Source organism: Algoriphagus formosus (genome assembly GCF_002807035.1).
GTDB lineage: Bacteria > Bacteroidota > Bacteroidia > Cytophagales > Cyclobacteriaceae > Algoriphagus > Algoriphagus formosus.
Genome location: NZ_NIUC01000002.1, coordinates 1 through 26369 on the forward strand (window position 1 = coordinate 1; position 26369 = coordinate 26369).

20 protein-coding genes and 1 tRNA gene are annotated in these 26369 nt (G+C 41.3%); 6 read left to right on the top strand and 15 right to left on the bottom strand.

The annotated features are described in order from the left end of the window. The 7 genes from CDH51_RS20285 to CDH51_RS06045 all read right to left on the bottom strand — a co-directional run. On the bottom strand, nucleotides 1–333 hold a 333-nt coding region (locus CDH51_RS20285), incomplete at its 3' end, for a hypothetical protein (RefSeq protein ID WP_232724764.1). A 160-nt stretch (nucleotides 334–493) separates the two neighbouring features. Next, nucleotides 494–1513 carry a PorP/SprF family type IX secretion system membrane protein gene (locus tag CDH51_RS06020; protein WP_100627839.1) on the bottom strand — a complete coding sequence of 340 codons (1020 nt, stop codon included), beginning with the start codon at nucleotides 1511–1513 and terminating at the stop codon, nucleotides 494–496. After that, on the bottom strand, nucleotides 1510–3837 hold the full coding sequence (locus CDH51_RS06025) for a PKD domain-containing protein (protein WP_100627840.1): 2328 nt from the start codon (nucleotides 3835–3837) through the stop codon (nucleotides 1510–1512). The genes CDH51_RS06020 and CDH51_RS06025 overlap by 4 nt, the downstream gene beginning before the upstream one ends. 93 nt (nucleotides 3838–3930) lie before the next feature. Continuing rightward, nucleotides 3931–5202 carry an adenylosuccinate synthase gene (locus tag CDH51_RS06030; RefSeq protein WP_100627841.1) on the bottom strand — a complete coding sequence of 424 codons (1272 nt, stop codon included), beginning with the start codon at nucleotides 5200–5202 and terminating at the stop codon, nucleotides 3931–3933. Nucleotides 5203–5323: 121 nt separating this feature from the next. After that, complete coding sequence (locus CDH51_RS06035) at nucleotides 5324–5665, bottom strand: STAS domain-containing protein (RefSeq protein WP_024281579.1); 342 nt, start codon at nucleotides 5663–5665, stop codon at nucleotides 5324–5326. Nucleotides 5666–5845: 180 nt separating this feature from the next. Next, on the bottom strand, nucleotides 5846–6319 hold the full coding sequence (locus CDH51_RS06040) for a Fur family transcriptional regulator (protein WP_100627842.1): 474 nt from the start codon (nucleotides 6317–6319) through the stop codon (nucleotides 5846–5848). 51 nt (nucleotides 6320–6370) lie between these two features. Further along, nucleotides 6371–8590, bottom strand: coding sequence for a RelA/SpoT family protein (locus CDH51_RS06045; RefSeq protein ID WP_100629351.1), 2220 nt, complete (start codon nucleotides 8588–8590; stop codon nucleotides 6371–6373). Between the two features lie 150 nt (nucleotides 8591–8740). Between CDH51_RS06045 and CDH51_RS06050 the strand changes: the two genes are divergently transcribed. The 4 genes from CDH51_RS06050 to clpX all read left to right on the top strand — a co-directional run bounded on the left by CDH51_RS06050 (nucleotide 8741) and on the right by clpX (nucleotide 12217). Beyond that, nucleotides 8741–8822, top strand: a tRNA-Leu gene (locus CDH51_RS06050). Between the two features lie 89 nt (nucleotides 8823–8911). Beyond that, nucleotides 8912–10240, top strand: coding sequence for a trigger factor (tig, locus tag CDH51_RS06055; RefSeq protein ID WP_100627843.1), 1329 nt, complete (start codon nucleotides 8912–8914; stop codon nucleotides 10238–10240). A gap of 76 nt (nucleotides 10241–10316) precedes the next feature. Beyond that, entirely contained in the window at nucleotides 10317–10991 is a 675-nt protein-coding gene (locus CDH51_RS06060; RefSeq protein ID WP_026945583.1) for an ATP-dependent Clp protease proteolytic subunit, read from the top strand. Continuing rightward, nucleotides 10991–12217, top strand: coding sequence for an ATP-dependent Clp protease ATP-binding subunit ClpX (clpX, locus tag CDH51_RS06065; RefSeq protein WP_100627844.1), 1227 nt, complete (start codon nucleotides 10991–10993; stop codon nucleotides 12215–12217). Before CDH51_RS06060 ends, clpX begins: the two co-directional genes overlap by 1 nt. Before the next feature lie 89 nt (nucleotides 12218–12306). Here the strand turns inward: clpX and CDH51_RS06070 are convergent, their stop codons facing one another. Both CDH51_RS06070 and CDH51_RS06075 read right to left on the bottom strand, forming a co-directional pair. Next, the gene (locus CDH51_RS06070) at nucleotides 12307–13812 is read right to left on the bottom strand and encodes a S1C family serine protease (RefSeq protein WP_100627845.1); all 1506 of its coding nucleotides are present in this window, start codon (nucleotides 13810–13812) and stop codon (nucleotides 12307–12309) included. Nucleotides 13813–13953: 141 nt separating this feature from the next. Further along, nucleotides 13954–14382: an Hsp20/alpha crystallin family protein gene (locus tag CDH51_RS06075; RefSeq protein ID WP_100627846.1), complete on the bottom strand. Its 429-nt coding sequence runs from the start codon at nucleotides 14380–14382 to the stop codon at nucleotides 13954–13956. A gap of 190 nt (nucleotides 14383–14572) precedes the next feature. On the opposite strand from CDH51_RS06075, the gene CDH51_RS06080 reads away from it, so the two are divergent. After that, on the top strand, nucleotides 14573–17116 hold the full coding sequence (locus CDH51_RS06080) for a mechanosensitive ion channel domain-containing protein (RefSeq protein WP_157807050.1): 2544 nt from the start codon (nucleotides 14573–14575) through the stop codon (nucleotides 17114–17116). Between the two features lie 48 nt (nucleotides 17117–17164). On the opposite strand, the gene CDH51_RS06085 is transcribed toward CDH51_RS06080, so the two are convergent. Continuing rightward, a complete protein-coding gene (locus CDH51_RS06085; protein ID WP_024281570.1) occupies nucleotides 17165–17356 on the bottom strand; it encodes a cold-shock protein in 192 nt (63 codons plus the stop codon). A 90-nt stretch (nucleotides 17357–17446) separates the two neighbouring features. On the opposite strand from CDH51_RS06085, the gene CDH51_RS06090 reads away from it, so the two are divergent. Then, nucleotides 17447–17938 (top strand): SixA phosphatase family protein, encoded by a 492-nt coding sequence (locus CDH51_RS06090; RefSeq protein WP_100627848.1) that lies wholly within the window; start codon nucleotides 17447–17449, stop codon nucleotides 17936–17938. Here the strand turns inward: CDH51_RS06090 and CDH51_RS06095 are convergent. The 5 genes from CDH51_RS06095 to CDH51_RS06115 all read right to left on the bottom strand — a co-directional run bounded on the left by CDH51_RS06095 (nucleotide 17935) and on the right by CDH51_RS06115 (nucleotide 26306). Continuing rightward, nucleotides 17935–18669 (bottom strand): SDR family NAD(P)-dependent oxidoreductase, encoded by a 735-nt coding sequence (locus CDH51_RS06095; protein WP_100627849.1) that lies wholly within the window; start codon nucleotides 18667–18669, stop codon nucleotides 17935–17937. The two genes, CDH51_RS06090 and CDH51_RS06095, sit on opposite strands and share 4 nt — an antisense overlap. Nucleotides 18670–18793: 124 nt before the next feature. Continuing rightward, complete coding sequence (gene hslU, locus CDH51_RS06100; RefSeq protein WP_100627850.1) at nucleotides 18794–20188, bottom strand: ATP-dependent protease ATPase subunit HslU; 1395 nt, start codon at nucleotides 20186–20188, stop codon at nucleotides 18794–18796. A gap of 58 nt (nucleotides 20189–20246) precedes the next feature. Further along, a complete protein-coding gene (gene lon / locus CDH51_RS06105; RefSeq protein ID WP_100627851.1) occupies nucleotides 20247–22718 on the bottom strand; it encodes an endopeptidase La in 2472 nt (823 codons plus the stop codon). Nucleotides 22719–22997: 279 nt separating this feature from the next. Next, nucleotides 22998–25070: a Kelch repeat-containing protein gene (locus CDH51_RS06110; protein WP_100627852.1), complete on the bottom strand. Its 2073-nt coding sequence runs from the start codon at nucleotides 25068–25070 to the stop codon at nucleotides 22998–23000. Then, complete coding sequence (locus tag CDH51_RS06115; protein ID WP_100627853.1) at nucleotides 25071–26306, bottom strand: hypothetical protein; 1236 nt, start codon at nucleotides 26304–26306, stop codon at nucleotides 25071–25073. Nucleotides 26307–26369 lie beyond the last annotated feature (63 nt).

A 26369-nucleotide genomic window follows, 5' to 3' on the forward strand; every position in this document is an offset into this window, starting at 1 on the left:
GTAACCTAATGTACGACCCTTGCGGGCCGCCCTGTCTTTCTTGTTTTGGCTTTTTCTTGCTGTACAACATTTCAAAGAACTTCTCCGGCCTGCTTGCAGGACGGCTTGTCCAGATCCGCGGCCTCCCGCCGATCCGCTCAAAAAAAGACGCTTCCCGTCCCGTTTTGGCTTGTTTTGGTGTTTTTCGTTCCGGCGCTTCTGCCGGGCTTCTGCCCCGCTTTCGCCGAACAGGACTGCAAAGGTAAGAACTTTTATTTTCCCGGCAATATCTGGTGAAAAATAATTTGAAAATCTTTTTTCCAATATCCCCGATGCCTTCTCCCCGCTTTTCAATTCCCCCAGCGCCTTCTGCGCTTTCGGGAGGACAAATATCGCAGGATTTTATTTCTTAACAAATCACAACCACAACCTTTTTTTACTTTGTCAAGTAAGTGGTTGAGGATAAAGCAGGAATAGATCAAACTTTTTTTTACCCAATCAAAAAATCTGAGGATTAAAATCGAAAACCCGGTGGATTGGACATCTTTCGCTTTGCTGGATTTGGGGAAAGCAGATAGCGAATCGATATCTCATGAGCTCCTCCGGTAGCAGTTTGACCCAACTTTGAAATCAAAAAATCATAACTATATCCAATTTCAATTCCCGACTCAAGACTAATTCCAACCAAGGCAACAATGGACTCACTATTCGGAAGTTGATATTTTGTCGGAAGACCTCGATACCAAAGCCCGAGAATTAGGGGTTCGAAATAAAACTCTGTTCCTATATCCAACTGAGAAAATGCACCCTGACTTTTATAATTAAATGCGAAAGCCAGACTACGTTCCTGATTCGTGTTGTTAAAAAAATCATTGATATCACCTGGAGCCAAATCAAATCTTATCCCACCATGAGCGTTAAACCTGATTGGGAGCGTATTACTCTCTACATCCAAATAACTGATGGGCGGCTCGAGCAAATGGAAAGCCGAGAAACCAAACCAATAACGCTCCCCATAAGCCAAAATACCCGCATGAGCATCAAAAGCCCGTAATTGACTATCCCCCTCAAATCCCTCTCCAGGAGCCCCGATAATTACTCCCCGATCAATATCTAGCTGCGTTCCTAAAATGATATCATCAAAAAGAGCATCTCGGGAATAGAAACTACCCTGCATTCCAAATTGCAAAAAGTCAGATTCGGATAGCCGCAAACGATATGAATAAACCAGTCCTGCCTCCATTACCTGACTTTGAAGGAAACTTTCTCGAGAACCAGTAAAGATCAATCCAAACCCACTGTTAATTTCTTCTTTGAAAAAATCGGCATAAGCAGTGTAGGAAATAAAGCTTTCGTCCAAACCGGGCCATTGATTCCTGAAGTTCGCTCCGAGTCGGGCCTGATCGGTGCTACCAGCAAAGGCGGGGTTCAAATACAAAGGATTTGCATAGAATTGTGAATACTGCACATCCTGGCCTTTTGCAAAAAAGCTAATGAAGATAAACGTAAGGAAAATCCAATCTCGATACCTCATCTAATTAATCGGAATTTTCCTGTCTCAGTAATTGATTCTCCTTCTACCGTTTCAGCATTGATCCTAAAGATATAAAGACCAGCATCCAAAAGCTTTCCCTCTAGGGTTCCATCCCAACCAGGCCCCTGCAATTCATCTGATCGGAAGAGCAACTCACCCCAACTATTAAAGATCATCAAATCGACAGCTACTAAGCCTTTGTATTTGGGAGTGAAAGTTTTGTTTTCATCCGCATTGGGTGTGAAGCCAGTGGGTGACATTATTCGGTAGCTCTTGGTAATCAAAACCGTCTTTTGGAAAGATTCTTGGCAACCGTACTGGTCCGTAATTGTCAATACAACCTGGAACTCTCCCTTTTTTCCAAAAACATGAATGGGGTTCTGCTCCGTGGATGTACTTCCATCACCAAAGTCCCAAGACCATTCCACCGCTCGTTCATCAGCAAGCTCGGTAAAAGCAATCGGATCATCAGCAAATATACCTCCGCTCTCATCATCTCTGATATCCGTTCCCTCTACCACAAAGTCAAAATCTACGGTCAGTGGAATTAATTGGATAAATACCTCCACCTCAGTTGACTGAGTATTGTAACATTCAAAACCCTTTGGTTTTGCAGTCAACTCGTAAAAACCTCCTAAAGGAACTTGCTCGATCTCTTCATTGAATAATTCTAGGCCGTTTCCTGTCAGTCGATAGTCATATTCATCCGGCTCATAATTCAATAAAAAATCAAAAACATTTACCGGTTCATTTATTTCACATCCTATGACCGTCCCGGACATTTGTAGGGAAGGATATTCAGGGAAAAGCACTTGTACTTGATTGGACTTAGCAGGGCAATTCTTTCGATTATAAGCCCAAATCTCATAAAGGCCAGGTTCAAAAACCTCCAAATTCGCAGCCGTCTCTCCTTCGAGCAAAGTGCCATCTTTGTACCATTCGTAGCGCTGATAGGCTTCATCTCCTTCGGAAACAAAAACTACACTTTCACCAGGACAAAGATTAAAAGACTCTTCGATTGGGCTTTCAACTCCTTCGGCTAAAATTCGGACCGGAGCGGGTGATTCCTGAATATTCAAAGTAATCTTATTTCCCGATGATGCTTTACCATAATTATCTGTGATCGTATAAAAGACTTCTACCTGTTGATCTCTTGTACCCGGATTGGGGAAAAAAGTATAAGCCCCAGCTTCGCCAGCTCGAATAGTCCCTTGGGGTAGGACCAAAACCTGATTTTCTTCCAGGCATTTTCCCTGATTGCACACATCAGAACTATTCTCCTGAATATCCTCCAGCTTTTCAAAAAACTGCAAGCAACGAATCTGAGAATCCTGATTGGGAAGCACTACCTCTTCATCCGTAATGAAATACTGATTTTCTTGACCTTCACAAGAAGCCACATCTTCAAAATCCACTCCTTTCGGATCAACGAGATCATCATCTGCAGAAACCTCTACAACAAGATTTCTGATTTCATGGAAGTTGGTAAATCCACCTGTAGAAGCTGAAAATCCGATTTTTAATTCTTTTGGTGGTTGGAAAGCATAGGCTCGATCAAAAATAGCCACCATCCTTGGGTTATTTGGTTCGGTAGTGACCATCATGTCGACTTTAAATTGATAGCCAACACCTTGCTCCACAGGCTGTAGATCTATAAACACTTTCCGATACCCAACTTGATTGGGATCTGTGACCCGTTGTGTACCGGTTCCTCCCGAACTAATTTCAAAAGTCCTTTCTGGGCTTAAGCCTAAGTTGCCTGCATCAAGCGTTCTTCTACCTATTATGAAAGGATATCCTGACAATCCATTCCCGGGACCGCGCACCACAACTGTATTGGGAACTAGTGCTTCGCCAACTCCAGGAAAACCTCCATTTTTTCCCTCAGCAGTATTTCCAAAATTTCCAAACTCATCAAAGCCAATTCCCATATAGGCATTGGTAAGTCCAGGTTCATTGTTTCGCTGTGCATAGCCAAGGGATCCTCCAAATCCTCCTGGAGCAAAATTTTGGGTCGCGGCATCAAATAAAAAAACAGCTAATCCATCTGCGCGATTTTCAATATCTCCCCCGTAGCTGAAATATTCGAATTCTACCTTTATGCCATAAACAGATGGAAAAGGAACATCAATATAAACGTAACCACGCTGCTCAGTCTGATTGTTGGTAAGCCTCAAAACCCCATCAACCAAAACCGCATCGCCTCCAAAAACTGTATTAGCTTGAGTAGAGCTCGTCTGAAAAGTCTCACAATAGGGAAAGCCAAACTGCCCCTGAGCTTTAAGTGAAATTAAAAATAAAATAATGAATGCTATCCTTCTCAATCCTTCAACTTTCTGCTAAAATAGGAACCCCTTCGGTGAAAACTAAAAAAGCCCCGAAGTTTTCACCTCGAGGCCTTAATTTTTCCTTATAAATCAACGAAGAATCGTCTGAACTCTATCTGGTCCCACTGAAACTAATCGAATGGGAACCTGTAATTCTTTTTCCAAGTAAGACACATAGCCTTTCAGTTCGGCCGGAAAATCATCGTATGATCTCACCTCATCCAAGCCACAATTCCAACCCGGCAAAGTCTTGTAGATCGGTGTAGCCTCGATATCTGAAATCTCGAAGGTCAATTTATCTACCACGCTACCATCTTTCAACTGATAATGGGTACAAACTTTGATTTCCTCAAAGATATTCAGCACATCAGCTTTCATCATAAATAGCTGCGTAACGCCATTGATCATGATGGAGTATTTCAAGGCTGGAAGATCCAACCACCCACAGCGACGCGGTCTGCCCGTGGTGCTTCCAAATTCATTTCCCTCCTTACGCATAGCCTCTCCAGTATCATCAAAAAGCTCAGTAGGAAACGGTCCACTTCCTACGCGAGTGCAATAGGCTTTGAAAATACCGAAAACCTCACCAATCCGAGATGGAGCTACCCCCAAACCAGAACAAGCTCCTGCCGTCATGGTACTACTACTAGTCACGAATGGATAGGAACCAAAATCTATATCAAGCAGTGAACCTTGGGCTCCTTCTGCCAAAATCTTTTTACCTCCTGAAAGCGCCTCATTAACCACATATTCACTGTCAATTAGATTTAGGCTTTTGACGAAAGTGATTGCCTCAAAAAAGCTTTTCTCCAATTCCGGTAATTCATCCAGAGGAAAATCATAGAAGGATAAAATGGTCCTATGTTTTTCGAGAAGGGTTTGGTATTTATCATTGAAATCGGGACTTAAAATATCCCCAATCCGAAGCGCAGATCGACCAATTTTATCTTGATAAGTTGGGCCGATTCCTTTGAGAGTAGACCCGATCTTTTTATCGCCCTTGGACTTCTCGTAGGCCGCATCTAATAATTTATGTGTGGGAACGATGATTGTCGCCTTTTTGGAGACGACCAGGTTTTTCATATAATCTATCGAAAACTTCCCAAGTCCTTCGATCTCTTTCTTTAGGATTACCGGGTCTAATACCACTCCATTCCCAATGATATTCAATATCTGCGAGCGGAAAATACCTGATGGAATCTGATGAAGGACATGCTTGATTCCGTCAAACTCCAACGTATGCCCTGCATTCGGCCCACCTTGAAATCTGGCGACGATTTCATATTCAGGAGCCAAAACATCCACAATTTTACCTTTACCCTCATCTCCCCATTGGAGACCGAGCAATACATCCATCTTCATAATGATGCGGGGATTACTTTACTATCAAAGATTTTTTAAAGGCCGAAATTTGCGATTCAAAGAATCAAAACCAAGTGAAACTTGGGAATAATCATCAAATCATTCAAAATTCCTTCTTAAACTAAAATGCAGCTCTAAAATCCTCAACCGAATCATAGACTGAAAAAATATTATTCAACTTAGTAATGATCAAAAGTTTTTTGACATGCTCTGAAGGTGCAGTCAGATAAACTTCTCCGCCGGCATTCCTCATTTTTGTCAGCATGGTAATCAGTAAGCCTATCCCTGACGAGCTAATGTAGCGCACCTCTTTAAGATTTACTACAAATGTTTTAGCACCTTCCTGTATCGCATCGGATACAATCTCTACGAGCTTAGGCCCCATCTCATCACCTATCAAATCTCCCTGAATGTGTAAATAATGGGCCTTATCGTCCTTTTCTGATTGATAGCTTAGTTTCATCTGTTTATAATTTGTTTTTCAAAGGCCACAAACTGTCTTGTACCGATTCCGAGATCCCTTCTGCTTCAGGCAGTCTTTATTTTATCTTTTAATTTTGGATCGTGATCGGTCAGAAGCCAAATTTTATAAAAAGGACCGATCTCCCACTGTATAAAGAAATATTTGAAATCATCCTTGATTTTAAGCTTCTGGACTTGGTCTATTTTCGCAATTCTCCTTGTTACAGTTACCATACAAAATCAATGAATGATGAAGCACCTTGAAGTTCAAGATATCTCCAACGGTATTTTGGATATTTTGGATGCGTGGATCACAAAACTCCAGGACCTCATTGCAATCAATACAGATCAAATGATCGTGCTGTTTGTATCCGTAGGATTTTTCGAATTGCGCTAGATTCTTCCCAAACTGATGCTTGGTCACCAAATCACATTCAACCAATAGATCTAGGGTATTATAAACCGTAGCCCGACTGACCCGATAATTTTTATTTTTCATGCTGATGTAGAGCCCTTCTACATCAAAATGACCGGACCGACTGTATATTTCCTCTAAAATCGCATATCGTTCGGGCGTTTTTCGGAGTTTTTGATTCTCCAGATATGCCGTAAATATTCTCTTGACTTCCTCGAAATGTGCGGTATTCAAAGACATTTATTTATTTTTTTGTCAAATATAACCCTTGCTGGGGAGAATTAATTCACTCTAATCAAATCGAGTTACCTTAATGATCCCTTCGACCTCTTTGAGGTTTTTCACTAAAGTCTCCAAATGCTCCGTACTGTGAACATAGAGCTTGATTGTCCCCTCAAAAATTCCCGCATCTGAATCTACGGTAATAGATCGCATATTCACTTTAAGCTCACTGGAAATCACTTTGGTGACATCATTGATCAGCCCCACCCGATCTGTTCCTACAATATGAAGCCCTGCCAAAAAGGCTATTTCTTTTTGACTTGTCCAGCGAGCTTTGATTACACGGTTTCCATGATTAGAAAGCAACTCCAAGGCATTCGGACAGGATGTTCGGTGGATTTTGATTCCTTCATTCACCGTAACAAAGCCAAACACATCATCACCGGGAATTGGATTGCAACACTTGGCCAATATATAATCAACCACATCCATATCTTCCCCGATCAACAACTGGTCATGATCTGGCCCTTTAAGGCTCTTGATTTCCTTGGTGAAGGTTGATTCATCCCGAACTTTCTCCTGAATAGCCTTATGCTTTAACTTTTGATTTTCTCGGAAATCTTTGAAGGATTTGATTGTAGTTGGATCAATAATCCCCTTTCCAACCTTATAATAAAAGTCGTTGGCTGTCTTTAATTCAAAATAAGCGCGAAGCTTTTCCACTGTCTCGGAGCTAAACTCCATTTTCATTTGCTTCAGCTTACGCTGCACAATCTCTCTTCCGTCTACAATCGCAGACTTTTTTTCCTCCCTTAGCGCATCCTTGATTTTAGCTTTTGCACGCGAGGTGACTACATGATTGAGCCAATCTTCTGAAGGCTTTTGCTTATTTGATGTAAGGATTTCGACCTGATCGCCGTTTTTTAGTTTATGAGTAATCGGCACCAGCTTTTGATTGACTTTGGCTCCGATACATCGGGCTCCCACTTCTGTGTGGATTTCAAATGCAAAGTCCAAAGCAGTAGAGCCGAAGGCCAGTACTTTTAAATCTCCTTTGGGAGTAAAAACAAAAACCTCTTCTTGGAAAAGATTTCCCCTGAAGTCATCCATAAACTCTATGGCATTTCCTTCATTGGATTCGAGCATGCTTCTCACTTGGGTGATCCATTCGTCCAAACCTGAAGTAGTCTTGCCCGGAGCATCTTTTTCTTTGTATTTCCAGTGTGCCGCGTATCCTCGCTCTGCAATTTCATCCATCCTTCTCGTACGAATCTGAACTTCCACCCACTGACCGAGATTACTCATGACAGTGGTATGAAGGGATTCATATCCATTTGAACGAGGTGTAGAAATCCAATCTCGGAGACGGTCTGGATTTGGGCGGTAAAAATCTGTCACGATAGAGTACACTTGCCAACAGTCGGCTTTTTCATTTTCCAACTCAGACTCCAAGATAATCCGTACTGCAAAAAGGTCATATACCTCTTCGAAAGGTATATTTTGTTTTTTCATCTTGTTGTAGATGGAGTAAACCGACTTAGGCCTTCCTTTAATACTAAATTTGAATCCCTGTCGATTGAGCTCCTCCTCGATGGGCTGGATGAATTGCCGGATAAATTTATTCCGGTAGGACTTGGACTCATTGATTTTATGAACGATCGCCTTGTAGGTGGTGGTATCGGTAAATTTTAGATACAAATCCTCGAGTTCGGATTTGATCGCATAAAGCCCTAGCCTATGTGCAAGCGGAGCGTAGAGATACATCGTCTCAGAGGCGATTTTCAATTGCTTGTGGCGAGGCATGCTTCCCAGCGTACGCATATTATTCAGACGATCCGCTATTTTGATCAAAATTACCCGGACGTCATCAGAAAGCGTTAGAAGCATTTTTCGGAAGTTCTCCGCCTGCTGAGAGCTACCATATTCGAACACGCCAGCAATCTTGGTCAAGCCATCAATAATGGTCATGACCTTATGACCAAATTCCCGCTCAATATCCTCTAGCTCCCAATAGGTATCTTCCACTACATCATGCAAAAGCGCAGCTACTATTGACGTGGTACCCAAGCCAATCTCCTCCACACATACCAAAGCCACCTCCAATGGATGATAGATGTAAGGTTCGCCAGATTTACGGCGCATATCCTTATGCGCCTCCAAAGACACATTAAAGGCCTTTTTGATGATTTTCGCATCTCCAGGCTTTAAGATTGGTTTGGCCTGTCGGAGCAGACGACGGTACCTTTTCAGGATTTCTTTTCGCTCTTCTTCTATATCAACTTGGATCATGGACATATTAGAAATTTAACACAAAAATGGTAAGGATGATTTCTATTTCAGAATCTAAAATATTTTTTTCTCGGATGCTTGCAAATATTCAGGAAGTACCTACCTTTGCATCCACAATTGACAGCCGTACGAAAGTGATACGGTCGAAAAGCGGATGTGGCGAAATTGGTAGACGCACTAGACTTAGGATCTAGCGCCGCGAGGCATGGGGGTTCGAGTCCCTCCATCCGCACACAAATCGAACCCTCAATCACTCCCTGAAAACACTCAGGAAAGCGATTGGGGGTTTTTAGTTCGAAATCATCATAAATATTTTATACGTTGGAAATTACACTAGACAAGCATTCCGCAAATCAAGCCTCTATTAAAATTAAACTAACGGAGGCAGATTATCAACCCAAGGTAGACGCCAAGCTAAAAGACTATGCTAAAAAAGTCAGCATTAAGGGCTTTAGACCTGGCAAAGCGCCTGTTTCTATGGTAAAAAATATCTACGGAACTTCCATTCTAGTAGATGAGATCAATTCCATCCTCGGTGATTCACTGAACAATTACATTAAGGAGCAGTCCTTTAGAATCCTAGGAGATCCACTTCCTGTAGAAAAAGTTGAAGATCAAATCGACTGGAAAAAGCAGAAAGATTTTGATTTCGAATACAAAATTGGCTTCGTCGAGAATTTTGAACTTCCAATCGATGAAAATCTTGAGGCGGTGAAGTATCAAATCCAAGTGGATGACAAACTGGTCGATGAAACTATTCAAAACCTCAAGTCTCAGTACGGCGAAAGTACTAACCCTGAATCCGTAGAAGCTGGCGATCATGTTTACGGTGATGTTAAAGCTAAAGAGGGTGATTTTGAGCATACCGTTTCTTTGGATCTATCTAAAATCACCAAAAAACTGGCTGAAAAATTCATCGGAAAAGGCAAGGAAGACGTAGTAGACTTCGATGCTAAGGATGTCAAAAAAGGTCAGTGGGAAGAAGCATTTGGATTAACGGAGGAAGACGCGAAAGACCTATCTGGAGCGCTTTCTTTTACCATCAAGAATGTAAACAGAAAGGCAGAAGCTGAAATGAATCAGGAATTTTTTGATAAAATCTTTGGTCCTGATCAAGTAAAAACCGAAGAGGAATTTATTGCCAAGGTAAAAGAGACCCTTCAGTCTAGCTACGATAGAGAATCTCAAGTTTTCACAGAGGAAGAGTTGAAAAAGACCTTGGTCGAGAAAGCGAACCTTGAACTTCCAGAAGACTTCTTGAAGGAATGGTTGCTAAGAGCCAATGAAGGCAAAGTGACTGAGAAAGATGTAGAAAATGAATTCCCTGCTTATTCAAGACAGTTGATTTGGTCATTGATCTCGAATGAAATCGCTCGTGCTAACGACATCAAGGCTGAGCATGCAGATGTAATCGAGAAAACCAAGGAAATGATCCGTGAGCAATTTGCTTCGTCCGGCCTTGGATCTTCTATGGAAGAGAGCATGGATATGTTTGTTGACAATTACCTACAAGGTAATGAAGGTCAAAACTATATGAACATGCTGACCTCAGCTCAGAATGATAAGGTTTTAGCATATGTTCAAGAGAAAATAAAACTTGTCGAAAAGAACCTAAGCATCGATGACTTTAAGGAACTTTTGGAAAAGTAAATTGCTTTAAAGCTTAAAAAAGTCCTTATTTAAGGGCTTTTTTTATTTTTAAGCAACCATATTCAAAAAACCAATTATGATTAACAAAGAGGAATTCAGAAAATTTGCGATTCACAATCAGGGAGTAAGTGGATCGGCATTTGACCAGTACACCCAACATATCGAAAATATGACCCGAGCGGTCATCGAAGAGCGTCCTTCAAACTTCCGCGAAATCGACGTATTCTCTCGATTGATCATGGACCGGATCATTTTTTTAGGAACTCCTGTAGATGATCATATTGCCAATATTATCATTGCTCAATTACTTTTCTTGGAGTCAGTAGACGCTAAGAAAGACGTATTGCTTTACATCAACAGCCCGGGGGGCTCCGTGACTGCTGGTCTGGGGATCTATGATACCATGCAATATATCGGTCCTGATGTGGCTACTATCTGTACGGGAATCGCCGCATCCATGGGTGCTGTATTACTAGCAGGTGGTGCAAAAAATAAGCGATCTGCCCTCCAGCATTCGCGAGTGATGATTCACCAGCCTTCAGGTGGTATGCAAGGGCAATCCAAGGACATGGAAATTTCCTTGAAATTAATCCTTTCTATGCGTCAGGAGCTTTATCAGATTTTGGCAAATCATACTGGCAAAACTTACGAAGAAATCGAACGCGACTCGGACCGTGACTATTGGCTTAAGGCACCAGAAGCCAAAGAGTACGGACTTATCGACGAAGTTCTAGTTAAAAAATCAGTTTAATGGCACAAGTTACCTGCTCTTTCTGCGGTAGAAATAAAAAGGATGTGGATCTGATGGTCTCCGGAATATCAGCCCACATCTGTAATTTTTGTATCGAACAAGCACATATGATCCTTGGTGAAGAGGAAAAGACTAAGAAGTCTGCCCCTTCTAAACCAAAGTTCAAACTCAAAAAACCGAAGGAGCTCACCGAATTCCTCGGCCAATATGTAATTGGTCAGGAGGATGCTAAAAAAGTACTCACAGTAGCGGTATACAACCACTACAAAAGGCTACAGCAACAAATAGACCCAGATGATATCAAGATTGAAAAATCCAATATCATCATGGTGGGCGATACCGGTACCGGAAAGACTTATCTCGCTAAAACTTTGGCAAGAATCCTTGAGGTACCATTCTGCATCGCAGATGCGACGGTACTCACCGAGGCAGGTTATGTAGGCGAAGATGTGGAAAGCATCTTGACCAGATTGCTTCAGGCAGCAGACTACAATGTGGAAGCTGCCGAGAGAGGGATTGTGTATATCGATGAGATTGACAAAATCGCTCGAAAGTCTGACAATCCTTCGATTACCAGAGACGTAAGTGGTGAGGGCGTTCAGCAAGCCATGTTGAAGCTATTGGAAGGAACGGTTGTGAATGTACCGCCTCAGGGTGGGAGAAAGCACCCGGACCAGAAAATGATCGCTGTCAATACTGAAAACATCTTGTTTATCTGCGGGGGAGCATTTGACGGAATAGCGAGACACATCGCCAAGCGTCTCAATACCCAGCCACTTGGCTTTAGCAAGTCCGCAGGAGCGGCCATGGCTGATAGAGAAAATTTACTCCAATATGTGACTGCTCAGGACCTTAAAGCTTTTGGATTGATTCCAGAACTAATCGGTAGACTTCCTGTACTGACTCACTTGGACCCTCTTCACAAAGAAGCACTCAAGCAAATCCTAACAGAACCAAAGAATGCCCTTGTGAAGCAATACACCAAACTTCTGGAGATGGAAGGTGTTAAGCTGAAATTCAAAGAAAGCGGCTTGGATTTCATCGTCGATAAGGCTGTGGAATATAACCTTGGCGCTAGAGGCCTAAGATCTATTTGCGAAGCAATCATCACAGATGCGATGTATGAGCTCCCATCCGATGACAGTATCAAGGAGCTTGTCATTGATGAGGCCTATGCCAAGTCTCAATTTGACAAGTCAAAATTCAAACGACTACAAGTAGCTTAATATCAGACTAAGCTTTTTATACAAGCCAAATCATAAAAAAATCCCACTACTCATCGTAGTGGGATTTTTCATTTTTTTCAGTTACGCTTTTAATCAAGCTCAACTTCGAAGTAATATTCGGTACCGTCATTAAACATCCCTAATACCACGATTTCTTGACCGCTTAATGAGCTTAGCTCCTCAAGAAGATTTTCTGCATCAGAGATTCTGGTACGTCCATCTTCGCTAATAATGGATGTAATGATAAAACCTGGTCTTGCACCTGCAGATCTCCAAGCGGATCGTCCAACGGTAGCAATCATTGCTCCTCCGGCGATTCGAAGCCGCTCTTTCTGATCATCAGAAATATTTTCAAATACAACGCCGTCATATTCGTAGGTTTTCTTAACCTCTTTCTCTACAATTTTGGTGTTTCCATCAAAGTTTCGGAGGGTAGCCATTGCTTCCATCTTCTTACCATCACGCAAATACTCCACCTTCACTTGATCGCCTGGACGTTTTCTAGCTACCATTTCTTGAAGGATAGAAACGGATGTAGTCTCTCTACCATCCACTCCTACGATGATATCACCTGGCTGCAATCCTGCTTCTTCACCGCCGCTGTTTGGATTTACTCCATTGATATAAACTCCCTGATCTACAGGCAACTCAGTATTTAATTCCTCTGCTAGCTCAGGACTTACGTCTCGAATTGTCACCCCTAATAGCCCGCGCTGAACGGTTCCGTATTCCAAAAGATCATCGACTACTTTCCGAACGAGCGAACTAGGCACAGCAAAGGAATAACCATTGAAAGTACCTGTACGTGTAGCAATCGCTGTATTGATCCCAATCAATTCTCCTGCTAAATTGACCAATGCACCTCCAGAATTACCCGGATTGACCACTGCATCAGTCTGAAGGAAGGATTCAATTTGAAGGTTATTTTCTACTCCACGAAGAATCCCGATGTTTCTGGCTTTTGCCGAGATAATCCCCGCTGTCACGGTGGAATTTAGATTGAATGGGTTTCCTACGGCAAGGACCCACTCTCCTATTTTTGTTTGATCAGAATTACCAAACTTCACAAAAGGAAGACCATTGGCTTCGATTTTCAATAATGCCAGGTCAGTAGTAGGATCGGTTCCAATTACTTTAGCGACAAATCGCTTATTATTGTCTAGGGAGATATCAATTTGAGAAGCTCCTTCGACCACATGGTTATTGGTCACGATATATCCGTCTGACGAAATTATTACACCTGAGCCTGAACTCATGGGATTTCTCGACCCAGGGCCTTGCATTGGGTTTTCATCTCCCGGAGGAAATCCAAAAAGCTCTTCGATTGGATTCCTTGGTCGGGAAGCGGTATATCCTAATGTACTTTTGACGTGTACTACTGCAGGTGTGACTATCTCTGCAGATGCCACAAAATTAATCCCATCAGGGATCGTGAAATTTTCTCCGGCAAGTAGGTTTACGAAACTTGCATTTTGCTTTTCTTCAAATGTGGTAGCTCCCTGTGGCTGGAGGAAATAACTAACCCCTGCCAAAGCCACCATACCTCCAATGAGGGAGGCCAATAGCATTCCTAGAAAGAATTGTCTTTTGCTCATAGTTTACTTTCTTCTTGTTTTGCTGATTTAACTCAAAAATTATTCAATCAGGTCCATTTGGAAAATCAATTTAACCAGTTTTAACCGGCATCTATATTATTCTAACCCAAAAAAAAGAGTGGGGTTCACCCACTCTTCAGATTATTTTACTTCAATCAAGGCTTTATTGACTTTTTTCTCAGCTTTTGGAAGGGTTATTTTCAAAATTCCATCTTCATAGACAGCCTCGATTTTATCTGCCTGTACATTGTCTGGTACGTAAAACACTCTTGAAAATGCACCAAACTGAGATTCAAGGGAATGGAAGTTTTTACCTTCCTTCTTTTCCTCAACTTTTCGCTCACCAGAAATGGTCAAGCGACCATCAGTCAAGTCTACCTTGAAATCTTGCTTTTTCATTCCAGGCACCATTACCTGCAGTTCAAACTGAGAATCATCCTCAGAAATATCTACTGCCGGACTAAACTTTCGATTTACTTCTCCAAGTGACTCATTGAAAAATTTATCAAAGAAGCCACCAAAGGTGGAAGGGAACATCGGGTCGAGTTGATTATATTTTACTAGTTTCATAATTGGTTTTGTTTTGAGTTCTAAACGTTAACTGATTACTGATTAGAAATTTTAATACCAAAGCGAAAAATCAGTCATCTTGTCACTTTTTCTTAGCTAAACAGTAATTATTTTGTCAAAAAGTCATGATATTTTATCAATTTCATTTGACTATGATTTTTCCTATTTTGAGAATTCATTTCTGAATAATATGAAACCACTCCGCCTCTTAGTTTTTAGTGTATTTGTTTTTTTAAGCTTTCCACTGATTTCCAATAGCCAGACTATAAAAAAGGATGTTATTGATAAAATTACTGGCATTTCTGATTCTTTAAAGCTTGAAACTGAAAGCGAAGAGGTAATAAACCTTCTTGAAGTAGAAGAAGCGATAAATCAACAAGAACAGCAATTGAGCAGATTGCTTCCACAATTGATTTCTAAAATAAAACGCTATTCCATCGACATAAGTAAGACGCAGCTTTTGCTCAAAGAGCCCTTGGATACTACCGAAATGACTGAAATAATTCCTGAATTGGATCAGGCGATTCGCTCGATGCGGGGATTGATTGAAGACACGGTCCGGCAGGATAATGTGCGATACCTCAAAGGAATGAGCGCTATTCTCAGTGGAATATTAAGTGAAATTGAAAAGTTCGAAGCTATAATTGATTCTAGAGTAGATCTTGTTTTGAGGGCAAGTGAAAATCTCAATAAAATACAATCTGACTCTATTATTCGATATGACACAAAGAAACTCGAGTTTGCCCCTGAAGTATTTCAAGAGATTAATAATCTAAAAAAGCAAGTCTTCGATCTCGAAAAAGAGATATTCAAACAAGAACTCTTACTAACTAGATACCAATCACAATTAAATGATCTCAATAACCGAGTAATCTCTACAAGTCAATATTTCAAGCAAAAATCAAAGGAATTAAATCGTAAAATATGGAGTAAAGAAGTCAACTACTTATGGGAACAAAAAGATGAGACCTACGGGTCACAGAAATCGACTCTCACGATTATAAAGGAATCATTTTTTTCTAACGGAACCTTTGTTCTCTATTTCGTTGAGCGTAACCTGGCAAAACTCATTTTTTTCTTTGTGATACTAATTGTAGTTGGTTTTTATCTCAGAAGAACTATCAAACTAATCGAGCAAGAGAAGAATTTTAGCCAGACTATTTTATCAAAAAGCAAGTCTATCCACAACTACCCATTAATCTCCTCCTTTTTGATCATTATCCCTTTATATTTCTTTGTTTTTGATAGAACACCATTAGCTTTTAATTCAGCACTTTCAGTCATATTTTCCTTTCTATGTTCTTGGGTTATCAAAGATTTTTTCCCGGAGCGATTTAAGCGACTTTGGTGGATTTTTCTACCATTGACTCTTATTGGCCCTGTGCTTGGGGTGACTTGGGAGCACAACTATGGTGAAAGATTTTACTATTTGATAGCCAACATATTAGCCCTACTTTTTGGCTTTCTGGCACTTTCTACCATTAAAGAAAAAGATTTCAAGGGTAAATCCATCCTAAAAGTCCTCTTAGTTCTTTTGATCGTAACTCAGGTCTTTTCTCTAGGAACAAATACTTTTGGAAGGGTAAGTTTGGCTAAACTTTATGGTACCACAGGCATCACAAGTTTCTTCCGTGGAGTATCACTCTATATTTTTACAAACTTGGTGATGCAGTTTTTTTACCTGACTATCGAGTCAAAAAAAGAATCAGATACGATCTCAAGCTACATTGATTTTAGAGAGCTTGAAAAAAGATTTGCAGGGATTTTACAGGTTTTTGCTTTCAGTATCTGGGCCTATGGAATATTGATACATCTAGGTTACTTCGACACGATTTATGAAGGAGTTTCTGATTTCTTATCTGAGGAATATACCCTCGGAGAGACATCATTCACTTTTGGAACAGTACTGCTTTTTATGATCATCTTGTTGGTTTCGTCTTTCCTTTCTAACAGTATTGCCTATTTCTTTTCCACCTTTGATCAAAAGAACGCCACATCCCGGAAAAATCGACTTGGAAGTTCTGTCCTTTTGATACGATTAGCTGTGATGACCATAGGTTTTTTTATAGCTCTCACGGCAGCAAAAATACCTCTAGACCGAATCACAATCGTCTTGGGTGCTCTTTCAGTAGGTATTGGTTTTGGACTTCAAACCATCATCAATAATCTGGTTTCAGGGATAATTCTCGCATTTGAGCGTCCTATACAGATCGGAGATGAAATCGAAGTAGGAATGAATAAAGGTACTGTCAAAGAAGTCGGCATTAGAGCAAGTAAAATCCAAGCCTATGATGGCTCCGAAATAGTAGTTCCAAATGGAGACCTGCTCTCTCAAAGCCTGATCAATTGGACGCTTTCTGATAAGAGACGTCGAGTGGAGCTCATAATTGGAGTGGCTTATGATTCCGACATGAAGAAAGTCAAAGAAATATTGACGGAGATCTTGAATAGAGATAATATTTTGAAATTACCTCAGCCAAGAGTCTTTATGCAAAATTTTGGAGAATCTTCTGTTGACTTCAGGTTGCTTTTCTGGGTGGGAAGTATGGATATATGGCTAGAAATGAGGTCTGAGGTCATGACTTCGATCTTTGAAGCCTTTCAGCAAAATCAAATCGAGATTCCTTTCCCAAAAAGAGACTTGTATCTTAAGACTGTTCCTTCAAGTTGGCAGGAAAAAGTATCTCCCCCGATTAGGGAAAATCAGGAAGGCAACTCAGAAAGTCAGGCATAAAAAAATCCCCGGGGCGACCGGGGATTCACTTTCAAATCAAAATTGCATTTATGCTTTTTTGACGTTGATGGCATTAGGACCTTTCTTGCCATCTTTGACGTCATAAGTGACTTTGTCATTCTGGGCAACTTTGTCCACCAATCCGGTTGCGTGCACGAAGACATCACTTTGTGATTCATCGTCCACGATAAAACCGAAACCCTTGGCTTCATTGTAAAACTTTACTGTACCGGTAAACATAATAAATTGATATAAATTGTAATTGAACGTGCTGTTAATGTAAATATTTGTTTATAAATATCAAAAATTCCAAAATTCTATTTTGTTGCAATGAAAAAAATTTTTCTAATCCGACATGCAAAATCTTCCTGGGATGAGCCTTGGCTAAGAGACCATGACAGACCGCTTGCCCCAAGAGGTCTTAAGGCTGCTCCCATCATGGGAAAGCGACTTTTAAAAAAGGAAATTTTCCCTGATTTAATTATTTCATCTACAGCAGAGCGGGCAAAAGAAACAGCTATCCTTGTGGCAAAGGAACTAGGCACGACCAATCAAAAAATAGTGTTGGAATCCAGCCTTTATCACGCTCCGCCCAGCACTTATCTTAAGGTAATCAGACAACAACCCGAATCCATTCAAACTTTATTTTTGGTTGGACACAATCCGGGAATGACTGATTTGATTCAAAAATTGGGTGTGGACCTGGATAATTTGCCCACGGCTGGTATCTGCGGATTTACCTGCCTAGCTAATACCTGGAAGGAGTTTTCTAAAGAAAATAGCCAGTTGATTTTCATTGATTATCCAAAGAAAAGCACTTAAGGCGCCTCATACTTGCGGACATCTTGCTGCACTTCCTGAAACTCCTCTGGATTACTCAACAAATACTCGATTTTTCGGGCAACCTCTTCCGCCTTTACAAGCTCTCCCTGTTCTTTGAACTCCAAAAACTTCTGTAGTTCTGGAAAATCACTTTCTGCTGCCTTCCGGATTTCTTCTTGCATGTCAGTATCTACGATTCCGGGCGCCAAGCTGAAAAACCTAAAGTCAGAAGCCCCACTTTCTTTGTCGGCCACCATGGTAAACATGGCTAAAGCAGCTTTGGTACTGCAATATCCACCCCAACCTGCTACCGGTCTTGTGGCTGCACCTGAGGAAATATTACAGACCACTTTCTTCGCCGGGTGGTTTTTATAGGCCTTGATAAAAGCATTTGAAAGGTACATGGGAGCCAGCAAGTTGAGATTGACTTGCATACGCATTTCGCGCGGATGCATCTTACCGATAGGTTTGATCTCTCCTATCCAGCCAGCATTATTTACCAGGACGATTTGCTCGTAAGAATCCTCTGGAAAAAGGCCTTCCAATTCATTTTTCAATATATCCAGATCCGAAAGATCCAAACTAACCTGAGTTAAGTTGGGTGAATCTATATCTAATCTACTCCTCGATATTCCGATTATCTCAACACTTTCTAAACTCAAGTAATGCTCTAAAAGGGCTTTCCCCAAGCCTTTTGAATGGCCGGTGATTACCACAAGTGACTTATTCATATTTTAATTGATCAGGGTGATGAGTCAATTCTAACAAGTATCAATCCAAATTACTAAACCAGATTAAAAAGTTCCAGTTTGACCATTCAAGGAAAAAGCCCCGAACAACTCCGAGGCTTGTCAATTATAGAATGTATTGGGAAAGGTCTCGGTTTTTCACCAAGGTACTTAGACGCTCTTGCACCATTTCCTTTGTCACCATTATCTTCGAATTGGGTTCGATAGTATCCGGCACATCAAAAAGGAAATCATTTAATAAGTGGGACATGACGGTGTGCAATCTACGGGCACCGATATTTTCCACTTCCTGATTGATCAGAAAAGCAATACGAGCGATTTCCTCGATGGCCTCATCATTAAATTCAAGCGAAACCTGCTCTGCATCAAAAAGAGCTTGATATTGCTTGGTAAGCGCATTTTTGGGTTCACGAAGGATACGGGAGAAATCCTCCTGTGTCAAACTCTGAAGCTCGACTCGTATAGGGAATCTACCCTGAAGTTCTGGGATCAAATCAGAAGGCTTACTGACATGAAATGCACCTGCTGCTATAAAAAGCACATGGTCTGTGTTGATCACTCCATATTTGGTATTGACGGCAGAGCCTTCTACAATCGGCAGTAGGTCACGCTGCACACCTTCACGACTTACATCTGGTCCACCTCCATTTTTACCAGACTTGGAAGCCACTTTATCTATCTCATCTATAAAGATGATTCCGTTATTCTCTGCGAGTTTGATCGCTTCTTCTTTTACCTCGTCAAAATCTACCAACTTCGCTACCTCTTCTTCCAAAAGAATTTTACGGGCTTCGGCTATACTTACTTTTCGCTTTTTGGTACGCTTGGGCATCATTCCTGAGATCATATCCTGTAGCCCTTGCATGCTGGCATCATCCATCATGCCGTTTCCTATCATACCTACTCCGACTGGAGGCGCAGACTTCACATTGACCTCAACCTTGCGATCGTCTAGTTCGCCATTCCGAAGCTTTTCTCGGAATCGCTCTCTCGTACGCTCATTCAACTCGCTATCATCCGATGGCTCATCATCCGCATTCGCTGCTACGGGAGTTGTCCTGAATCCAGCACCTTTGACTGGAGGAATTAAAATATCCAAGATTTGCTCCTCCACAGCTTCAGCTGCCCGAGCTTTTACCGCCTCATTTTTGACCTCTCTCACGAGATGGACAGACTGCTCAACCAGGTCCCTGACCATGCTTTCCACGTCTCGGCCCACATAGCCTACTTCAGTGAATTTGGATGCTTCCACTTTGGTAAATGGTGCTTGGGCAATTTTTGCCAAGCGACGTGCAATTTCGGTTTTACCAACCCCAGTTGATCCAATCATCAAGATATTATTGGGGACGATATCCCGTTGAATATCAGATTTGACCATCATCCGACGTATACGATTTCGAAGTGCAATAGCCACATTTCGTTTTGCGTCGCCTTGTCCGATGATATATTTATCAAGCTCCACGACAATTTGACTAGGAGTAAGAGATTCTATTTTATTCATTTCAATGTTCTTTTAGTAAACAACCGGATTGATTCGCGGCTGTTTGGATGATTTTCAATCAGCCTTTCTTCTCATCTGGAAAAGAAAACTGTAAAGGCCTATCCACTTTTGACTTCAAGAGCGCAATGTCCAATACCTCGCTGACTCGATCCACAAAGTGAAATTCCAATCCTTTGAGGTAATTTTCGTCGATCTCATCGATATCCCGCTTATTCTTTTTGCAAAGAATGATTTCTTTGATTCCTGCACGCTTAGCCGCTAAGATTTTTTCCTTTATCCCTCCGACAGGCATGACCTTACCAATTAGGCTGATTTCTCCAGTCATAGCGAGCTTCGTTTTTACCTTACGCTGCGTATAGACAGAAGCCATTGCAGTTAGCATGGTGATACCAGCTGAAGGACCATCCTTGGGAACAGCTCCAGCAGGAACGTGTACGTGCAAATCATAATGCTCAAACACCCGGTGATCAATTCCAAGCTCCTCTGCTCTCGATTTGAGATAAGAAAGCGCGGTCATTGCAGATTCCTTCATCACATCACCAAGTTGACCGGAAAGTGTAAGTTTTCCCTTTCCTCTGCTCAAGCTCGATTCAATGAACAGTATTTCTCCTCCCACACTGGTCCATGCCAGACCCGTAACTACTCCGGCAATGGTATTGTCTTGATAAGTTTCCTTATCAAAAATCTCCGAACCCAATATCTTACGAACTGCCTCGGCGTTGACCTTCGGGTCATATTCCTCCTCCATCGCAATAGACTTGGCGATATTCCTCACAACTTTACCGATAGCTCGCTCCAAATTCCTCACACCAGATTCGCGAGTGTAATCTTCAATTATTTTCACCAAAGCAGCCTTGTCAAAACGAATCTGACTGGCCTTTAAGCCATGCTCTTTCCGCTGCTTAGGTACCAAGTGGCGTTTGGCTATTTCCACCTTTTCCTCTTGGGTATAGCCTGTCACCTCGATGATTTCCATTCTATCCCGTAGGGCAGGCTGGATCGTATCAAGGGAATTAGCCGTAGCGATGAAAAGCACCTTACTCAGATCATATTCTACCTCCAGGAAATTATCCATGAAGGCAAAGTTTTGCTCAGGATCTAATACCTCTAGAAAAGCTGAACTTGGATCACCACGGAAATCAGAAGATAGCTTATCGATTTCATCCAAAACGAATACCGGATTGGAAGTTTTGACCTTCTTCATGTTCTGAATTACCTTACCGGGCATCGCACCGACATAGGTTTTCCGATGTCCCCGGATCTCAGCTTCGTCATGAAGTCCTCCCAAAGACATTCGAATATACTTTCGCCCTAAGGCCTTAGCGACAGACTTTCCAAGGGAAGTTTTACCCACTCCAGGAGGGCCATAAAGGCAAAGAATGGGGCCTTTCAAGTCATTTTTCAATTTCAATACAGCCAAGTACTCGATGATCCGTTCTTTGACTTTATCCAAGCCAAAGTGATCGGCATCTAGCACCTTTCGAGCATGCTTCAGATCAAAATTATCTTGGGTGAACTCATTCCAAGGCAATTCGACCATGGTCTCGGCATAATTCAATGCAATTGGGTACTCTGCTGCCGATGGGTTAATCCGTAGAATTTTATCAAGCTCTTTTTCGAAATGCTTTTTGACCTCAGCTGGCCAGTTTTTCTTTTCCCCTCTCATTCGGAGGTCTTCGACTTCCTTTTCGGGTCCTTCTTCACCCAGCTCTGTCTGGAGAACTTTCATCTGCTGACGCAGAAAATAATCCCGCTGCTGCTGATCGATATCGGTATGCACCTTTTTTTGGATTTCGGACTTCAGCTCCAGCATCTGAATATCCTTCATCATGTACTCCAAAAGTAGCGTAGCTCTTTCTACTCCATCGTTGATTTCCAAAAGACGCTGCTTAGACTCTACAGGAGCATTGATATTGGAAGAAAGAAAATGGGTTAGAAATGGTGTATTATCAATATTATCTAGGGCTACCTGTGCCTCCCGTGGGATTTCAGGATTTAAATGTAAAATGCGAACGGCAGCATCTTTGAGAGACTCTTCCAATGCCTGAATTCGCTTTGAGCTTTTCGGGAAGTTTTCTTCCAAGTATTTTACTTTCGCAATAAAATAAGGATCCTCAGTAACCTGTTCAGTGATTTGGAACCTTTTCTTACCCTGAATGATGATTGTGGTATTTCCATCGGGAAGCACGATCATTTTGACGATTTTCGCGACGGTACCAATTTGATAGATGTCTTCCCAGCTTGGGTCATCTGTATTCGGATTGATCTGGGCACAAACTCCGATTAGTTTATCGCCTTTTTGTGCTTTTTTGACCAGTTTGATAGAGCGCTGTCTTCCTACAGTGATCGGTATGACCACACCCGGAAACAGCACTGTGTTTCTCACTGAAAGTATTGGAATCTCTTCCTTTAATGTATCTGACACCTGCTGACTGTCATCCTCCTCAGTGATCAATTGGATGAGGTCACCCTCATTGGCAAAGTCACTGACCATCAAATTTTCAAGCAGGGATTTTTCGAATTGACTCATATAGACATTTTGACAGACAAGCTGTCGGTTTTGGCTTAAATAAAAGAAGAACCTTCAATCTACAAAGGTTCTTCCATAAAGTTCAATGGCTGTGCCAAAGCTTATTCGGGTCAGATTGGCAGACCTTAGGATTAAAAGTACCCAAAGTCTTTCCAGAATCTCATGATAATATCTCGACGTAGCGACGGAAAATAGCGAATTCGAGCATTGCCTAGAATATTACCATCTCAAACTCAAATTGTTCCTGCTTTTTTTAAGTCTGGATTGTTTAAAAAAAGATCAAAAATAACTCTGATCAAACTCCCAGATTAACTGTATCCCGATTTGATAAAACATGCCATTAAACCCAAAGGTAAAGCCTTCCAGAAAATTAAATTGGCCAACTCCTCGGTCCCATTTTTCAAATGAATCTGTCCCCCACCTAATTCGTAAGTCATGGTTTTGACTAAATTGGGGAAAAACATAGTCTCCCACTGCTACCGATGGGAAGCGTAACACTTGATAGTTTTCCAGGTAGGTCTTTTCAGTGATCCAGCTTTCGGTAGATGGATTGAAGGATTTCAACACCAGCCTTTCTTGATTAGAAACTATTTCGTTTGAAAAGGCATATTTCTTTCCTTGAAAATCAAAAATAGAATATGGTTTACTCACCTCTCTATAGCCTTTGAACTCGCCCGGCAACTGAACCCATTCTCGTGTTGATAGGTCTAGCTTATACCTATTTTTGGAATACGTGATATCAAACTCACCTCTGACAAATCCTCCTTCGATATAAAATGCCCCATCCTGAGCATACATAGCTTCTGGCTGTTCGATAAGGAAAGGCATAGACGGAAAGACCTGTTTATCTCCAGTATTTGGATCAATGACAGTCAAAACACCTCCTTCATTTCCGTAGGAGTAGTAATCATCATAAAGAAACAGTTTTTGCCCATCTGTGAGAAGGTAGTAATAAACAAATTTATCGTATCCAGTTACAGGAAGAGTAAACAATTGGGTAACCTTTCTATTTTTTGGATCAATTCGAAAAACCCTCCTTCCATCTCTTTGGTAAACAAAATCACCAACGGTCACGATAGATGACTCGCCGTAGGTCAACTGCACTCCGCTGTAAGACATGATGGGAATACCCGGATCCGTCAAGAAAACCTCCGCAGAGTTATTTGAAACCTTTCCAGCCACTTTTGACCGAACTCGGATTTGTCTTCCATAGGGATGCTCTTTGTAGTTCAATTGAAAAGAATAAGTGTCATTCGTAACGGAAATTGGCTGAAAATAAAGCCCTCCTTCGTCTAAAATAATCTCATTGGCCTCTGGAATTTCAGAATTGAAATTGACCCCCTTTAAACTAATCGTATTACCAAGTTTAACCCTGATAGATTGATCAGGCTCAAGTTCGGTTGGATTGAGGCGAACCGCATTTTCCAAGTCATAGGTCTTTCCCCTTACTACAACACTGAGCTTTGGATTCAGGCTTTCAAAAGCCACTTTGGACTGGAAAAAGATTACGCTATCTGTATATACAGCGTCCAATGTCCTTTCCTCCCCATTGGCCAATCGTGCAATCACATAAGAAGCATCTGACCGCATGTATTTTCCCTTAATCTCCAATCTGGGCCCATAATTCTGTGGAACAGGGTTAATTGAGAATTCGGGTTCCCTAAATTTCACTTCTTCAATTATACCCAAAGATTTACCCGCTATATCAAATGAAAATTCCAGATATGAAGATGATTGATAGGGAGCATTGAAGGAAAGCATTGAGGGTAGAAGGAATCGAAAGCTTTCCTTTTGCAAATCAAAAACAGTAACTGCCTGTCCATTGACGCTTACCGCATAGTTACTGATTTGATTACTCAGATTCTTTCCAAAAACTGTCACTGTATCACCGAAATACAAAGGTTCGGCATATTGCAACCTTTCAAATTGAAAACCGGATGTGGTCTGACTGGTAAAACTTAATGGGCTGGAATAAACAGTATATTCAGCTGTTTTCAGATAAGCTCTTACTGCATACCTTTTGCCACCTTGCAATCCAGCTTTGGCTATTTCCGAAAAAGATTCCGAAGGTGCTCCTGAAAAAGCAATTTGCTCACCACCTCCAATTTTTGGACCTTCTGTTTCGCCGTATTCAAAATTAGTGGTTTGAGCATAGATAAATCCATGCTCTATGATTTGATCCGAACCAAAATCCTGAATAGTAGCTGAAAACTTAACTCCAAGAGAAGCTTCATTTTCCACTGCACTCATCTTTACCTGAGGATTTGTGCGGGGAACTACTTGCTCTTCACTGCAACTAGCTACCAAAATGAAAGCCATTGCGGAAATGAGGGATATGCGTAAACTTTTCATTTATCTAAATCGAATACCTGTGGAAATTGAAAAAATCAAACTGGAATGACTACGACTATTATTGGGTAGCTCTACATTGAATATATCTGATATGGGCATCACTTGGGCTTCTATCAGAAGCTGTAAATCTGAACCTATTGGTGTAATACTAGAAAGCTTGGCTCCATAAGTCACGGTAGAAGAGAGACCCTGTACATGGTTTCGGTCAAAGGTAACTACCTCGGTTCGACTGGAATTCCAATTATTTATCCTGCCATTCTCATAGGTGATTTCCTGCGAAACAACTGAAACCATTGGGCCTCCCGAAAAGACTGTGCGACCCTTTTTCAAGAAGAGATAATTGAGATAAATGGGAAAATGAATTCTTGTTCCATTAAATGGCTGTTCGCCAATTTCGAGTGATCCGTTTGATCCTTCAAAACTTGAATTGATCTCCCCTGAGAATGAGGAATAATATGCTCTCAATTCCAACTGAAAACGAGGTGTATTTCTAAAAGAGTGCAAAGTCAGTCCACCGAAAAAATGCGGGTAGGCTGAAATTGAAATTTGATCCTGCCGAGACTGGCTGACTTTCTCCCCAATGAAATTTTCAGCAGAAACCCCAACTCCCAAAGCAAATCCTAATTTTAAGAATGGAGACCGATCTACAAAAACATCATAAGACTGACCCTGACACTTATGATACATTTCGAGAAGATCAATCAGTTTAGACTCTACCAAGTCTGACTTCTCAATAGAAGCTGCAAGCTGTGTCCCACATTCTCCTTCCATCAGAGTCTTAAGTGTAGCAACATATTCTCTAATCTGCTTGCTAACTTTTTGTCCCTGATAGACTACCGTCCGGTTTGACTTTTTCAATTCGAAAAGATCGGAACCATTATCGATATAAAAATCACCCACAAACTTCACCAACGAAAGAGAGGAGCTAAATAGAAGTTGTCCAAAAACAAAGTTGCCTTTTGCAGGAATTTCATAGGTTCTGAAAACCCGGCCAGATTCAAAACCAAACTCAAGAAGCTCCCCTGGTAGAAAAACCTCAACCTCTCCTCCCTGTGTAAGAAACTCGATTTGATCGAAAGTCACTTTTTTAAAATCCATTAAAATCTGACCTTGCACCTTCTGCCCATCAAGCCGAACAATGTAATCTTGGGCACTTTGTGAAGGAGGAGAAACTGCTTGACCCAGCACTGTAAGCTGGAAAAGCAGAGTGGAAAGCAATAGGAAAATTAGCCTCATAAATCAATCTTATAGTTGGGCGAAAATCAGAAAAAAATGATTAAAAACTACAGCTTCCTTAAA

Excerpts from the sequence above, each read along its gene's own strand:
- CDH51_RS06035 (WP_024281579.1), bottom strand. The coding sequence starts at position 5,665 with ATGAAACTAAGCTATCAATCAGAAAAGGACGATAAGGCCCATTATTTA.
- hslU (WP_100627850.1), bottom strand. The coding sequence starts at position 20,188 with ATGAATAAAATAGAATCTCTTACTCCTAGTCAAATTGTCGTGGAGCTT.
- CDH51_RS06070 (WP_100627845.1), bottom strand. The coding sequence starts at position 13,812 with ATGAGCAAAAGACAATTCTTTCTAGGAATGCTATTGGCCTCCCTCATT.
- clpX (WP_100627844.1), top strand. The coding sequence starts at position 10,991 with ATGGCACAAGTTACCTGCTCTTTCTGCGGTAGAAATAAAAAGGATGTG.
- CDH51_RS06090 (WP_100627848.1), top strand. The coding sequence starts at position 17,447 with ATGAAAAAAATTTTTCTAATCCGACATGCAAAATCTTCCTGGGATGAG.
- lon (WP_100627851.1), bottom strand. The coding sequence starts at position 22,718 with ATGAGTCAATTCGAAAAATCCCTGCTTGAAAATTTGATGGTCAGTGAC.
- CDH51_RS06075 (WP_100627846.1), bottom strand. The coding sequence starts at position 14,382 with ATGAAACTAGTAAAATATAATCAACTCGACCCGATGTTCCCTTCCACC.
- CDH51_RS06040 (WP_100627842.1), bottom strand. The coding sequence starts at position 6,319 with ATGTCTTTGAATACCGCACATTTCGAGGAAGTCAAGAGAATATTTACG.
- CDH51_RS06080 (WP_157807050.1), top strand. The coding sequence starts at position 14,573 with ATGAAACCACTCCGCCTCTTAGTTTTTAGTGTATTTGTTTTTTTAAGC.
- CDH51_RS06095 (WP_100627849.1), bottom strand. The coding sequence starts at position 18,669 with ATGAATAAGTCACTTGTGGTAATCACCGGCCATTCAAAAGGCTTGGGG.
- CDH51_RS06085 (WP_024281570.1), bottom strand. The coding sequence starts at position 17,356 with ATGTTTACCGGTACAGTAAAGTTTTACAATGAAGCCAAGGGTTTCGGT.
- CDH51_RS06030 (WP_100627841.1), bottom strand. The coding sequence starts at position 5,202 with ATGAAGATGGATGTATTGCTCGGTCTCCAATGGGGAGATGAGGGTAAA.
- CDH51_RS06115 (WP_100627853.1), bottom strand. The coding sequence starts at position 26,306 with ATGAGGCTAATTTTCCTATTGCTTTCCACTCTGCTTTTCCAGCTTACA.
- CDH51_RS06045 (WP_100629351.1), bottom strand. The coding sequence starts at position 8,590 with ATGATCCAAGTTGATATAGAAGAAGAGCGAAAAGAAATCCTGAAAAGG.
- CDH51_RS06060 (WP_026945583.1), top strand. The coding sequence starts at position 10,317 with ATGATTAACAAAGAGGAATTCAGAAAATTTGCGATTCACAATCAGGGA.
- CDH51_RS06110 (WP_100627852.1), bottom strand. The coding sequence starts at position 25,070 with ATGAAAAGTTTACGCATATCCCTCATTTCCGCAATGGCTTTCATTTTG.
- CDH51_RS06020 (WP_100627839.1), bottom strand. The coding sequence starts at position 1,513 with ATGAGGTATCGAGATTGGATTTTCCTTACGTTTATCTTCATTAGCTTT.